This is a genomic window from Streptomyces sp. GQ60, assembly GCF_059758875.1.
The window spans coordinates 1-13381 of sequence record NZ_JCAXEG010000031.1; the positions used below are offsets into that span (position 1 = coordinate 1).

The 13381-nt window shown below is 73.0% G+C and carries 12 protein-coding genes; 7 read left to right on the forward strand and 5 right to left on the reverse strand.

All coding sequences use genetic code 11. From position 1 onward, the window contains the following. The first annotated feature begins 450 nt into the window (after positions 1–450). A complete protein-coding gene (locus tag AC6CKD_RS36205) occupies positions 451–900 on the forward strand; it encodes a PTS sugar transporter subunit IIA (RefSeq protein WP_498333426.1) in 450 nt (149 codons plus the stop codon). Between the two features lie 74 nt (positions 901–974). Further along, positions 975–2645 (forward strand): phosphoenolpyruvate--protein phosphotransferase, encoded by a 1671-nt coding sequence (gene ptsP / locus AC6CKD_RS36210; protein ID WP_498333428.1) that lies wholly within the window; start codon positions 975–977, stop codon positions 2643–2645. Between the two features lie 103 nt (positions 2646–2748). On the opposite strand, the gene AC6CKD_RS36215 is transcribed toward ptsP, so the two are convergent. Both AC6CKD_RS36215 and AC6CKD_RS36220 read right to left on the reverse strand, forming a co-directional pair. Continuing rightward, the gene (locus tag AC6CKD_RS36215; RefSeq protein ID WP_498333430.1) at positions 2749–3663 is read right to left on the reverse strand and encodes a DUF8829 domain-containing protein; all 915 of its coding nucleotides are present in this window, start codon (positions 3661–3663) and stop codon (positions 2749–2751) included. A 70-nt stretch (positions 3664–3733) separates the two neighbouring features. After that, on the reverse strand, positions 3734–5713 hold the full coding sequence (locus tag AC6CKD_RS36220; RefSeq protein ID WP_498333432.1) for an acetoacetate--CoA ligase: 1980 nt from the start codon (positions 5711–5713) through the stop codon (positions 3734–3736). Positions 5714–5961: 248 nt separating this feature from the next. Here AC6CKD_RS36220 and AC6CKD_RS36225 point away from each other — a divergent pair, with 248 nt between their 5' ends. Beyond that, complete coding sequence (locus AC6CKD_RS36225) at positions 5962–8442, forward strand: glycoside hydrolase family 31 protein (RefSeq protein ID WP_498333434.1); 2481 nt, start codon at positions 5962–5964, stop codon at positions 8440–8442. Between the two features lie 34 nt (positions 8443–8476). Here the strand turns inward: AC6CKD_RS36225 and AC6CKD_RS36230 are convergent, their stop codons facing one another. Further along, positions 8477–8995, reverse strand: coding sequence for an NUDIX domain-containing protein (locus AC6CKD_RS36230; protein ID WP_498333436.1), 519 nt, complete (start codon positions 8993–8995; stop codon positions 8477–8479). A gap of 95 nt (positions 8996–9090) precedes the next feature. On the opposite strand from AC6CKD_RS36230, the gene AC6CKD_RS36235 reads away from it, so the two are divergent. The 4 genes from AC6CKD_RS36235 to AC6CKD_RS36250 are packed head-to-tail and all read left to right on the forward strand — an operon-like array spanning position 9091 to position 12086. Beyond that, the gene (locus AC6CKD_RS36235) at positions 9091–9990 is read left to right on the forward strand and encodes a M15 family metallopeptidase (protein WP_498333486.1); all 900 of its coding nucleotides are present in this window, start codon (positions 9091–9093) and stop codon (positions 9988–9990) included. A 13-nt stretch (positions 9991–10003) separates the two neighbouring features. After that, entirely contained in the window at positions 10004–10384 is a 381-nt protein-coding gene (locus AC6CKD_RS36240; protein WP_498333437.1) for an Mpo1-like protein, read from the forward strand. 44 nt (positions 10385–10428) lie between these two features. Next, the gene (locus AC6CKD_RS36245) at positions 10429–10890 is read left to right on the forward strand and encodes a Zn-ribbon domain-containing OB-fold protein (RefSeq protein ID WP_498333439.1); all 462 of its coding nucleotides are present in this window, start codon (positions 10429–10431) and stop codon (positions 10888–10890) included. Beyond that, positions 10887–12086, forward strand: a complete 1200-nt coding sequence (locus AC6CKD_RS36250) for a lipid-transfer protein (protein ID WP_498333441.1) — start codon at positions 10887–10889, stop codon at positions 12084–12086. The genes AC6CKD_RS36245 and AC6CKD_RS36250 overlap by 4 nt, the downstream gene beginning before the upstream one ends. 247 nt (positions 12087–12333) lie before the next feature. Here the strand turns inward: AC6CKD_RS36250 and AC6CKD_RS36255 are convergent, their stop codons facing one another. Further along, on the reverse strand, positions 12334–12960 hold the full coding sequence (locus AC6CKD_RS36255) for a GTP-binding protein (protein ID WP_498333443.1): 627 nt from the start codon (positions 12958–12960) through the stop codon (positions 12334–12336). Further along, positions 12941–13375 (reverse strand): DUF742 domain-containing protein, encoded by a 435-nt coding sequence (locus AC6CKD_RS36260; RefSeq protein WP_498333444.1) that lies wholly within the window; start codon positions 13373–13375, stop codon positions 12941–12943. The genes AC6CKD_RS36255 and AC6CKD_RS36260 overlap by 20 nt, the downstream gene beginning before the upstream one ends. Positions 13376–13381 lie beyond the last annotated feature (6 nt).

The following is a 13381-nucleotide window of genomic DNA, read 5'->3' on the forward strand; positions in this document are numbered from 1 at the left end:
AGACTCTATCAGAGTCTGTCTCGCTTGTTTTCCGCCTTCCAGTTCTTCGCTTTCGCGTTTCCCTTTCCGGCGAGTCCGACTCTACCAGTCATTTTCTTTCCCTCTGACCACTCTCCGTTTTGCCGAATAGGCATGCGGAAACACGTCGAGATCAAGATCGGAACAGGAGAGAGGAGGAGTCCCGTCCATCGGCCGTTCGCGAAATGTTCACGCGGGGCTTCCTGGCGGGAGTCACGACAGTACAGGCCTGCCCGGCCCCAAGCAAATCGATTCAGGCGTATGGTCTAGTCCACCGGTCTAGTCCACTAGTCTCCGTGCCGAAGGACCAGTCCAGATCGGGACCAACACCGGGCGAACCCGAACATCTTGTGACTTATCCTTCTGGAGAGTACGCCGTTCGCGACAGGTAGTGACGGCGACACGAAGAAGCCCCACCCCTGGGAGGCCCCCATGACCAGCGTGACGTCCCCACTTGCCGGGACCGCCATCGGACTCGCGGCAGTGCCCGATCCGGTGTTCTCCGGCGCGATGGTGGGACCGGGCACCGCCATTGATCCTGTGCGCGAGCCTTCGGAGGCGGTGTCCCCCGTAGACGGTGTAGTCGTCTCCCTGCACCCGCACGCGTACGTCGTCGTCGACAGTGAAGGCCACGGTGTGCTCACGCACCTGGGGATCGACACCGTCCAGCTCAACGGCGAGGGCTTCGAGCTGCTCGTCAACAAGGGCGACACCGTGACCCGCGGCCAGACCGTCATCCGCTGGAACCCGGCTGCGGTCGAGGCCGCCGGCAAGTCCCCCATCTGCCCGGTCGTGGCGCTGGAAGCGACTGCCGAATCCCTCACCGACGTCGTCGAGGCCGGAGACATGAAGGCCGGAGACGTTCTCTTCGGCTGGCAGTGACGCATCCGCCTGCTCGGGCGAACCGGACATCCAACGCGGCGGGTGGACCCGCCGCTCAATCGGAGACAGGTGAAATGGAGACAACGCTGCGAGGCGTCGGCGTGAGCCACGGTGTGGCGATCGGCGAGGTTCGGCACATGGGCACGGCGGTTCTCGAACCGCCGGCGAGGCAGATCACCGCGGACGAGGCGGAGCGCGAGCAGGGGCGCGCCCGTCAGGCCGTGGACGCTGTTTCCGCCGACCTGATCGCCCGGGGCCAGCTGGCCGGTGGCGAGGCCCAGCACGTGCTCGAGGCCCAGGCGATGATCGCCACGGACCCCGAGCTCATGGCGGACGTCGACCGGCGCATCGCCGTCGGCAGCACCGCCGAGCGCGGTGTGTACGACGCGTTCGCCGCCTACCGTGACCTGCTCGCCGGTGCCGGTGAGTACATGGCCGGGCGCGTGGCCGACCTGGACGACGTGCGCAACCGCATCGTCGCGCGCCTGCTCGGCGTGCCGATGCCGGGTGTGCCCGACAGCGACGAGCCGTACGTGCTGATCGCGCGGGACCTGGCTCCCGCAGACACCGCTCTGCTCGACCCGGCGCTGGTCCTCGGTTTCGTGACCGAGGAAGGCGGCCCGACCAGCCACAGCGCGATCCTCGCGCGGGCGCTGGGCGTGCCGGCCATCGTGGCGCTGCCGGGTGCCGGTGAGATCGCCGAAGGTACGGTCATCGCCGTCGACGGCAGCACCGGCGACCTGTTCGTGGAGCCGAGCGCGGCGAAGCGGGCCGAGCTGGAGGCCGCGGCCGCCGAGCGGAAGGCCGCTCTCTCCGCTTCTTCCGGTCCGGGCGCCACGTCCGACGGGCACAAGGTGCCGCTTCTGGCCAACATCGGCGGTCCGGCGGACGTGCCGGCCGCCGTCGAGGCCGGGGCGGAGGGTGTGGGCCTGTTCCGCACCGAGTTCCTCTTCCTGGACGACAGCAAGCACGCGCCGACCGAGGAGAAGCAGGTCGAGTCGTACCGCAAGGTCCTCGAAGCCTTCCCCGAGGGTCGTGTCGTCGTGCGCGTTCTGGATGCCGGCGCCGACAAGCCGCTGGACTTCCTGACCCCGGCCGACGAGCCGAACCCGGCTCTGGGTGTCCGTGGTCTGCGTTCGCTGCTCGACCACCCGGACGTGCTCCGCACGCAGCTCACCGCGCTGGCCAAGGCCGCCACGGGACTGCCGGTCTACCTCGAGGTCATGGCTCCGATGGTGGCCGACCGCATCGACGCCAAGGCGTTCGCGGACGCCTGTCGCGAGGCCGGCCTGCAGGCGAAGTTCGGTGCGATGGTGGAGATCCCCTCCGCCGCGCTGCGGGCGCGCTCGATCCTCCAGGAGGTCGAGTTCCTCTCACTGGGCACCAATGACCTGGCCCAGTACGCCTTCGCCGCAGACCGTCAGGTCGGCGCCGTTTCGCGGCTGCAGGACCCGTGGCAGCCCGCGCTGCTCGACCTGATCGCCATGTCGGCCGAGGCCGCCAGGGCCGAGGGCAAGAGCTGCGGCGTCTGTGGCGAGGCTGCCTCCGACCCGCTGCTGGCCTGTGTGCTCACGGGTCTGGGAGTCACCTCTCTTTCGATGGGTGCCGCTTCCATTCCTTACGTGCGGGCGACGCTCGCCAAGTACACCCTCGCGCAGTGCGAGCGTGCGGCTGCCGCCGCGCGTGCCACGGACAGTGCCGAAGAGGCCCGTGTGGCCGCCCAGGCCGTGCTGTCGGGCGAGTAGGACGGGAAAACACCGCGTTTGCCGGTGTGTCGCGACGTTCGAGGGGCCTTCGCCGGTGGCGGGGGCCCCTCGGCCGTTGACGGGCGGGCTGCGCCCGCCCGTCTCAGTGGTGCGGGCCCGGTTCGTCCACCTCGTAGCCCGGGCAGTATTCGACGCCGGGCTCGGGGCCCACGGGCTCCCCGGTGTCGGCGTCGGTGCAGTAGGCGTTGAAGACGGCCGCCGCCGAGAGGGGTACCAGCCGGCCGCGGTCCAGGCGCCAGCCGTGGACGCGGTCCCGGTCCCCGTCGGTGGTGCTGCGCAGGACCAGTCCCCCGGGTCCGCCGAGGGCCAGGCCGGCGGCGAGGACGGTCACGAAGTCCAGGCCGTCGCGGCTGTCCACCCGGCGCCGGCCGCCGGGGCCGGTGTCGGCGTGGAGTACCGCGACGAGCTGTTCTTCCTGCGCCGGGACGCTGCACACCAGGTGGTGGTGGCCCGGGCCGGCCCGGTCCACCAGGCGTCGCAGCGCCTCGGCGGCGCGCTCGAAGGAGGCGGTGCCGATGTCTTCCCCGCAGTCGGCGCAGCGGCCCACTTCGGCCAGGAGCAAGCTCGCGTACTCCCAGGTGGCCTGCCGGACGGCAGCGTCCACGAGGAGCGGGACCAGTTCGTCGATGGGCTGGCCTGCGTACGGGAGGCTGCCGGTGGCGCCGCCCAGTTCGGCGGTGAAGCGGGTGCGGGCCCCGGGGGTGTCCGGATCGAGTCCCCGGTCCGCGCAGAACTCGGCGTACTCCTCGGGGTCGAAGAGGGCGACGGTCGTGTGGATCCCCCGGGCCGCGAGGGAGCGGAGCAGGCGCTCCACGTGGTCCAGGTAGTCGCGGTGGTCGTCGAAGGTGAAGCTGCGGTACCCGCGCATGGCCGCGAAGTCCCCGGCGTCGGCCAGGAGGCCGACGGTGCTGGGGACTTCGCGGCGCAGGGTGCGGCGCCTGCCGGCACGGGCCGGACGTCCCGTGGTGGCGGACCCGGTGTCGTTCGAGCGTGGCATGGTTCCCCCTGAGTGAAGCGATCGCTTGCTCACTCAGAGTAATCATCGCCACTGACAGTGGCCATTCGCGTCAGCCGCGGGTGCGGGCGAGCTCCTCGTAGAAGTGCAGGAGGTCGAGGTTGTCGACCGAGCCGGGGTTGACCGCCTTGGCCAGGGGAGCGCCCTGGAGCAGGCGTTTGACCGGGACCTCGATGCGCTTTCCGGTGAGGGTGTGGGGGATGCCCGGGACCTCGATGATCTCGTCGGGGACGTGCCGCGGCGAGAGCTCTTCGCGGATGGCCACCTTGATCCGGGAGCGGAGGGCGTCGTCGAGGACGGCGCCGGGCGCGAGGTGGACGAAGAGCGGCATCCAGTACCCGCCGTTCGGCTCCTCCAGGCCGATGACCAGGGATTCCTTGATCTCGGGAAGACGCTCGACGGCCTCGTAGATATCGGCCGAGCCCATCCTGACGCCCTGGCGGTTCAGGGTGGAGTCGGAGCGGCCGTGGATGACGACCGAGCCGTGGTCGGTGATCGTGATCCAGTCTCCGTGGCGCCAGACGCCGGGGAACATCTCGAAGTAGCTGTCGCGGTAGCGGCTGCCGTCGGGGTCGTTCCAGAAGCGGATGGGCATGGACGGCATGGGGTTGGTGACGACGAGCTCGCCGACCTCGCCGGTGACGGGCTTGCCGGAGGGGTCCCAGGCCTGGAGGTCCGTGCCCAGGCAGGCGGCCTGGAGTTCGCCGATGTGGACCGGGAGGGTGGGGACGGCGCCGGCGAAGCAGCTGCAGACGTCGGTGCCGCCGCTGACGGAGGCGATCCAGAGGTCCTCGGCCACCTCGTCGTGGAGCCAGCGGAAGCCGTCGGGCGGCAGCGGGGACCCGGTGGTGGCCACGCACTTCACCGCGGAGAGGTCGAAGTCGCGGGAGGGGTGGACTTCCGCCTTGCGGCACGCCATCACGTAGGCGGCGGAGGTCCCGTAGAGGGTGGCGCCGGTCCGCTCCGCGATGCGCCATTGGGCACCTGTGTCGGGGAAGCCCGGGCTGCCGTCGTAGAGCACGACGGTGGTTCCGGTGAGGAGGCCGGAGACGAGGAAGTTCCACATCATCCAGCCGGTGGAGGTGTACCAGAAGAAGCGGTCCTCGGGGCCCAGGTCGCAGTGGAGGCCGAGCTGCTTGAGGTGTTCCAGGAGGATGCCGCCCTGCGACTGGACGATGGCCTTGGGCAGGCCGGTGGTGCCGGAGGAGTAGAGGACCCAGAGCGGGTGGTCGAAGGGGACCGGCTCGAAGACCGGCTCCGTCCCGCCCGAGGTGAGGGCCGACCACTCGAGGGCGCCCGCGGGGGCCGGCGTACCGAGGAGCGGGATGTGCACGACGGCGCGCAGCGAGGGGAGCTCGGCGCGCAGTTCGGCGACGGTGTCGCGGCGGTCGTGCTCCTTGCCGCCGTAGCGGTAGCCGTCGACGGTGAAAAGGACCACCGGCTCCACCTGCTGGAAGCGGTCCAGGACGCTGCGGGCGCCGAAATCGGGGGCGCACGAGGTCCAGACGGCGCCGACGGCGGCGGTGGCGAGGAGTGCGGTGACGGCCTCGGGGATGTTGGGGAGGTAGCCGCTGACCCGGTCTCCGGGGCGCACGCCCAGGGCGCGCAGTTCGGCGGCGAGCGCGCCGACCTGGCGGCGGAGCTCGGCCCAGGTGACGGGGGTGGGCTCGTGGGTCTCGTCCACGTGGAGCAGGGCCGCGTCGGCCGCGCGGGCCGGGTCCTCGGCGGCGCGCAGGGCGTGCTCGGCGTAGTTGAGGGTGGCGCCCCGGAACCAGGCCGCGCCCGGCATGGACCGGTCGGCGAGGACGGCCTCGTACGGGGTGGTGAAGCGTACGTCGAACCACTCGGCGACGGCCTGCCAGAAGGTGTCCAGCTCGTCGACGGACCAGCTGTGCAGGGCCGGGTAGCCGCCGTCCGCGGGGGCGCCGTGGTGTTCGGCGGCCCAGGCCTGGAAGGCGGTGATCCGGGCCGCGGCGATCCGGTCGGGGCCCGGGGACCAGAGGGGCTCGGAGGGGGTGGCTGCTGCGGTCATGCGTCGGCTCCCGGTCACGTCTGCGGTTCGCGCTTCGTGGGCGTGTCGTGGTGTGCGGTGTGGTCTGGCGTCTGTGTTCGTACGGTGCCATCGCGCGCGGGGTGTGCGCACGGGGGCTCACAGGGACGATGCCATGTGATCGACATCCGCACCAGAGCCGTCATCGGCGGTCGGTCGTGATCCTTTTGCGGGTGAACGGCAGTTGAACGGCGCCTTCTGGGCCGGGCGCCGGTGGCAGGGTGGGCGCCATGGACGGTCGTGGGCTGGTGCGTGCGGTGATGGACCTCGGCGGCGAGCGGGGGCGGCGCGCCTGGCGCTCGGCCTGGCGCAACCGGCGCGTGGACGCGGTGGGGCTCGCACCCCGGGGTGCGGAGCGGGCGCGGGTGCCGGGTCTGCTGACCGGTACGGAGCCCCTGCCGGGCGGCGGGGTGCTCCGGTTCACCCGTTCGGAGCTGCTGGTCCGGGTCACCGTGGGCGGGGCGGTGTTCTGGGGCTGGGACGGGGCCGCGCCGACGCCCTCGTACGCGGTGGTGGGCAGCGGGCCGGAGCCCGATCCGCGCGCCGTGCTGGAGCCGGACACCGACGGCGGCTGGCGGGTGGTGTCCGAGCGCGTGACGCTGGCGGTGTCCCGGCACGGGGCGGTGGAGGTCCGGACACCCGGCGGGACGGTGCTGCGGCGGGATCTGCCGCCGCGCTGGTGGGAGCCGGTGCGGGGGCGCTCCGCTGGGGCTGAGGGAGATGCGGCCGGGCCGGGAGGCCGTGGTGCGGCCGGCGGGGGCGGTGGGGACGGGACGGCCGGTGGGGCGTACGGGGCCGCGAGTACGGGTCGCATCGGGGCAGCAGGCGGAGGCGGGGCTGCGCGGTGGCTGCTGCGGAGTGAGGTGGCGGCGGACGCGCGGGTGTTCGGGTTGGGCGGGCGTGCGGTGGGGCCGCGGTTGCGGGACGGGAGCTACCGGCTGTGGAACACCGATCCCGAGGGCGGGTTCGGGTCCGGGTCCGGTGCCGAAGCCCTGTACATCACGATGCCGGTGCAATTGGTGGTCGCGGACGCGGGCACCCACCTGGTCTTCCACGACAACTCCTGGGACGGCCGGGTGGTGTTGCGGGAGGGCGAGGAGGGAGCGGGCTCGGGAGCGGACCGGCCCGGCTCCTGCGAACTGCGCATGGAGGGCGGGGCCTTGCGGTGCTGGGTGCTGGTGGGGCCGCCCGGGCGGGTGCTGCAGGGCTGGTCGGGGCTGACGGGCGGGGCGGCCGTGCCGCCCGAGTGGGCGCTCGGGTACCAGCACGCGCGGTGGGGGTTCGGGAGCGCGGCGGAGGTGCGGCGGATCGTGGCGGGGTACGCCGAGCACGGGCTGCCCCTGTCGGCCGTCCATCTGGACATCGACCACCACGACGGCCACCGGGTCTTCACCGTGGACCGCGAGCGGTTCCCCGATCTGCCGGGGCTGGCGCGGGAGTTGGCGGACAGCGGCGTCCGGCTGGTCTCCATCGTCGACCCGGCGGTGAAGGCCGGCGATCCGGTGCACGTCTCGGGTCTCGCGGTCGGCGCGCACGGGGCCTTCGTACGGGACGCGGCGGGGCGGGAGGTCCGGGGCGAGGTGTGGCCGGGCGAGTGCGCCTACCCGGACTTCACCGATCCGGCGGTGCGGCGGTGGTGGGGCGGGCTGTACGAGGAGCGGCTCGCGCAGGGCTTCGCCGGGGTCTGGCACGACATGAACGAGCCGGTCTCCTTCGCCGCGTTCGGGGACCGGACGCTCCCCCGTTCGGCGCGGCACGCGCTGGACGGCGCCGGTGGGGACCACCGGGAGGCGCACAACGTGTACGCCCTCGGGATGGCGCGCGCGGGCTGGGAGGGCCTCGTACGGCTGCGGCCGGCCGAGCGGCCTTTCCTGTTCTCCCGGTCGGGGTGGGCGGGGATGCAGCGGTACGGGGGCACGTGGTCCGGCGACGTGGCGAGCAGCTGGGACGGTCTGCGGGCCTCGCTGGCGCTGGTCCTCGGCCTGGGGCTGTGCGGGGTGCCGTACTCAGGGCCGGACATCGGCGGCTTCTGGGGTTCGCCCTCGCCGGAGTTGTACCTGCGGTGGCTGCAACTGGGTTCGTACCTGCCGCTGTTCCGTACCCACTCGGCGATACGGGCGGGACGGCGGGAGCCGTGGGAGTTCGGGGAGGAGACCACCCGGGCCGCACGGGCCGTCCTTGCCGAACGGGAGCGGCTGCGCCCGTACTTCGTGACGCTGGCCCACCTGGCGCGGCGGACGGGGGCCCCGTACGTGCGGCCGGTGTGGTGGGGGGCGCCGGAGGACCGGGGGCTGCGGGACTGCGAGGACGCGTTCCTGCTGGGTGACGCCCTGCTGGTGGCTCCGGTGCTGGAGTGCGGGTCGGACCGGCGGGCGGTGCGGTTGCCGCGCGGGCGGTGGTACGACACGGCGACGGGCCGGGCGTACGAGGGACCGGCCCAGATCCTGCTGGACGCCCCGGCGGACCGGATCCCGGTGCTGGCGCGGGCCGGCTCGCTGCTGCCGGTGCGGGCGGCCGACGGGTCGGTGGGCCTGGAGGCGTGGGCCCCGGCGCGGGGCCGCACGGGTGGCGGGGTGGTCATCCGGGACCCGGGGCCGGGCTTCGAGCCGGCCAAGGTGGAACGGTACGTGGTGCGGTGGGACGGGGACGCGGTGGTGGTGGAGGACGAGGCCGGGGAGCGGGTGGACGGGGTGGTGCTGCGGGGGCTTTGAGGTGGAGGGGCGGGAGTGGCCGGGAGCGGCCGCCTCAAACCGGGTGCGCGTACCTGCCCTCGAACCACGCCCCGGCGGCCTTCGTGTGGAGCGGGAACGCCAGCCGCTCCGGGCCGCGCAGGACGTGCCAGCCGGTGGTTTCGTCCGTCGGGGCCGATGCCGGGAGGGAGTCGGCGGGGCGGACGGGCAGGAGGCCGAAAACGAGCAGGTGGCCGGCCGGGGAGCTGAGGGTGTCGGCGAGGGCGACCTCGGAGGCCGGGGCGTGGATCCCGGTCTCCTCGCGGAGTTCGCGGACGACCGACTCGCGCCAGTCCTCTCCGAAGTCCATGAAGCCGCCGGGCAGGGCGATGCCGCCGAGGGCGGGCTCGATGGTGCGGGTGATGACCACCAGACCAGTGCCGAGCTCGTCTTCGACGGGGAGCAGGGCGACGGCGACCGGGAGGGGGTTGCGGTAGGCGAGCGCGCCGCAGGCGGGGCAGGTACGGGGCCAGTCGGCCGTATCGAACAGGGCTCCACAGGCGGAGCAGTGCGAGTCCTTCAGGTGCGCCGGCATGCGGCGATGGTAAGCCAAGGGGTATGCGGATGGCGGTCGTTGCGGGGTGGATGGGTGCGCTGGGAGTACTGGCGGCAGTGGTCACGCCCTGGGCGGTGGCTGCGCCCGGGGCGGCGGGCAGTGCCGGAGCGGTGGCTGCGGCCGGGGCGGCGGCGGCGCCCGCGGCTGCGGCCGCGCCCGTAACGGGCGGGCCCAGGGCGGGATTCGGGGCCGGGGCGGGTCGGCCCAAGGCTGGACTCGGGCCCGGCGCGGGCGGGGCCAGGGCAGGATTCGGGGCCGGGGCGGGCCGACCCAGGGCAGGATTCGGGTCCGGGGCGGGCGGGGCCCGGGCTGCGGGCGGGTACTCGGTCGACGCTGCGGGGCGGGGGACGCGGGGCGGTGGGTTCGTCGTGGTGGGCGAGGTGGATGCGAGTATCGGGCAGGAGATGCGGTACGCCACGTCGCGGAACTTCACCGGGGCGGTCGTGGACGGTTACGACGAGCCCGTCTGTCTGCTCGCCCGGCCCGCCGCCGAGGCGCTGCGGCGGGCGCAGCGCGAGGTGCTGCGCAGGGGGTACTCGCTGCTGGTGTACGACTGTTACCGGCCGCAGCGGGCCGTCGACCGGTTCGTGCGCTGGGCCCGGGACGGCTCCGATCAGCGGACCAAGGCGGAGTTCTATCCGGAGGTGGCCAAGGACCGGCTGATCCCGGAGGGGTACATCGCCGAGAGGTCCGGGCACAGTCGCGGCAGCACCGTCGACGTGACCTTGACGGAGTTCGGCCGGGGGCCCCTCGCCATGGGGACGCCGTTCGACTACTTCGATCCGCTCGCGCACACGGATAGCCCTCGGGTGACGGGCGCGGCCCGTGAGAACCGGGATCTCCTCAGGCGGGTGCTCGGGCGGCAGGGGTTCGTGAACCTGCCCCAGGAGTGGTGGCATTTCACGTACGCACCGGAGGCGTTTCCCGACACGTACTTCGACTTTCCCGTCTCTGTCGCCTCCGTTCACCGCTGAGTACCGTGCCCGCATGACATTCAGTTCGTACGAGGAGTTCTGGCCCTACTACGTCGCCATGCATTCCCGCGCCGCCACCCGCTGGATCCACCTCACCGGCACCCTCACCGGTCTCGCCGTGACCGTGTACGGGCTGGCGCGCGGCCGGAAGCGCTATCTCGCCGCGCTCCCCGTGATCGGGTACGGGACGGCGTGGCCGGCGCACTTCCTGATCGAGCGGAACAACCCCGCCAGCTTCGGCAATCCCGGATGGTCGCTGCGCGGGGACGCGCAGATGATCCGGATGATGCTGGCCGGGCGGGACGCGGAGCTCGGCGAGATCGCGCGGAAGTGGCTCGCGGAGAACCCGTGCGAGGAGTGCGTTCCCGGGGGTGCGCTCCCGCTCGTTCCCTGACAGACTTCTGACGATCCGTCAGATACCTGTTTTCGGGAGGGGCCTTGGAACGCACACGTACGCCCGTGGTCAGCGGATGGTTCACCGGGGACGATGCGGACGGCGGGTTCCGCCTGCTCGGCACCCGGTGCTCCGCCTGCGCCGCCGTGTTCTTCCCGCGCGAGGACGCGTACTGCCGCAATCCGCGCTGCCCGGGTGGCGGCGAGCTCGCCGAGACACCGCTGTCCCCGCGCGGCCGGGTCTGGTCCTACACAGACGGGCGGTACCGGCCGCCCTCGCCGTACGTGTCCGACCCGGACGCGCCCTGGACCCCGTACACGCTGGTCGCCGTGGAGCTGGAGGCCGAGGGGATGGTCGTGCTCGGGCAGGCGGCGCCCGGGGTGGGCGTCGGGGATCTGGCGGTCGGGATGGAGGTCGAGGTGGTCGGCGGGGTGCTGAACGAGGACGCCGACGGCACCGTCTGGACCACGTGGAACGTCCGGCCCGTGGGGGTGGTGGCCGGATGAGCGCCTCCGCCGCCGACGTCGCCGTCCTCGGGGCCGGCATGCACCCGTGGGGCAAGTGGGGCCGCAGCTTCGTCGAGTACGGGCGGGCCGCCGCCCGGGCCGCGCTCGCCGACGCCGGGCTGGACTGGACCGACGTCCAGTCGATCGTCGGGGCCGACACCGTGCGGTCGGGCTACCCCGGCTACGTGGCCGGAGCCACCTTCGCGCAGGCGCTGGGCTGGCAGGGCGCACGCGTCACCAGCGTGTACGCGGCCTGCGCGTCCGGCGCCCAGGCGATCGGCGCGGCCCGGGCGCAGATCCTGGCGGGGCTGGCCGACGTGGTGCTGGTGGTCGGGGCGGACGCCGCCCCCAAGGGGTTCTTCGCGCCGGCGGGCGGGGACCGGCCCGACGACCCCGACTGGTTGCGCTTCCGGGTCCTGGGGGCCACGAACCCGGCGTACTTCGCGCTGTACGCCCGGCGCCGCATGGCCCTCTACGAGGACACCGGTGAGGACTTCGCGCAGGTCAAGGTGAAGAACGCGGCGGCCGGGCTGCTGAACCCGAACGCCCGCTACCGCAAGGCCGTGACGGCCGAGGAGGTGGCCGCCTCGGCGATCGTCGCCGATCCGCTGCGGCTGCTCGACATCTGCGCCACCTCCGACGGGGGCGCGGCGCTCGTGCTGAGCAGCATGGACTTCGCCCGCTCGCGGGGTGTCGCGGACCCGGTGCGGATCCGGGCCGTGTCCACGGTGACGCCCACGTACCCCCGTACCGTCCTGGACCTGCCGGACATCGCCACCGACTCGACCACCGCGGCCGTACCGGCGCCCGGTTCCTTCCGGGCCTCGATCGCGCGGGCCGCGTACGAGGAGGCGGGGCTCGGGCCGGACGACCTCTCGCTCGCCGAGGTCTACGACCTGTCCACCGCGCTGGAGCTGGAGTGGTACGAGGACATCGGTCTGTGCGGGGAGGGCGAGGGGGCCAAGCTCGTACGGGAGGGCGCGACGGCGCTCGGCGGGCGGATCCCCGTCAACACCAGTGGCGGACTGGCGTCGTTCGGGGAGGCGGTGCCGGCACAGGCCATCGCTCAGGTGTGCGAGCTGACGTGGCAGCTGCGAGGGACGGCCGGGGAGCGGCAGGTGCCGGGGGCGCGGGCCGGAATCACCGCGAACCAGGGGCTGTTCGGGCACGGTTCGGCGGTCGTCGCCGTGCGGTGAGCGGTCTCGGGGACCGCTTAGGCGGCCGGTGGGCCGCTGAACAGCGGCTGCTGTCCGCATGCTTGACGGCCCCCAATGGCGGGTTCACACTCTCTCCACGGTCCCGCGCCGCGACCGGGCCCCCGGATCCCCCCATGAGAGCTGCGGCCCGTACCCCAGTCGGCGGGGGTACGGGCCGCCTCCATGTCGCGGCCCGGGGCCGGGGGCGTGTCCTGCGGATCGGGCCCCGGCCATCAGGTCCCGGCCGTCAGGCCCCCGCCGTCAGGCTCCTGCGGCGGGCCCTGGCCAGGGTCATCGCGTGCTCCACGACCCCCACCAGGACGTCCTTCACCGACTCCCGGTCCCGTGCGTCGCAGAGCAGCACCGGCACCTCGGGGGCGAGGTCCAGGGCTTCCCGTACGGCCGCCACGGGGTGCTGGTCTGCTCCGTCGAAGCAGTTCACGGCGACCACGAAGGGGATCTCGCGCCGTTCGAAGTAGTCGATGGCGGCGAAGCAGTCGGACAGCCGCCGGGTGTCCGCGAGGACGACGGCGCCGAGCGAGCCCTGGGCGAGCTCGTCCCACAGGAACCAGAAGCGGTCCTGTCCGGGGGTGCCGAACAGGTACAGCACCAGGTCCTCGCGCAGGGTGATGCGCCCGAAGTCCATGGCGACCGTGGTGGTGCTCTTGCCCTCCACTCCCCCGGTGTCGTCGATGTCGCGGCCCGGCTCGGAGAGGCGTTCCTCCGTCCGGAGCGGTCTGATCTCGCTCACCGCACTGACCAGGGTGGTCTTGCCCACCCCGAAACCGCCCGCGACCAGGATCTTCAGGGTCAGCGGCTCGACCGGCGTCACGGCATGCATGGCGCCGGCGCGGCTAGAGCGCCCGAAGGCCATCGATCACCTCACGCAGAATGGATTCGTCGGGGAGTTCGGCCGGGGGGACCGGCCGGGTCACGTGCACCAGTTCGTCGTCGACGAGATCGCCGATGAGGACGCGTACGACCCCGACCGCGAGGTCGAGTTCGGCCGCGAGTTCCGCGACGGACTGGGGGCGCAGCCGGCACAGCCCGAGGATGTGGGCGTGTTCCGGGGACGGGGCGGTGTCCCCGGCCGGGTCGTCGGCCGAGGATTCCGCGACCACCAGCGCGATCAGGTCGAGGCGGTGTTGTCCGGCGTGGCTGGTCCGGCCGCGGGTCATCGCGTACGGACGCACCACCGGACCGGCGTCGTCGTCGAACCACTGGTCGGGTGCGGCGCCGGAAGCCGTGCCGGGGGTGGGGGCGGGGTGGTCCTGGCCTGGATCGCTCATGCCGTC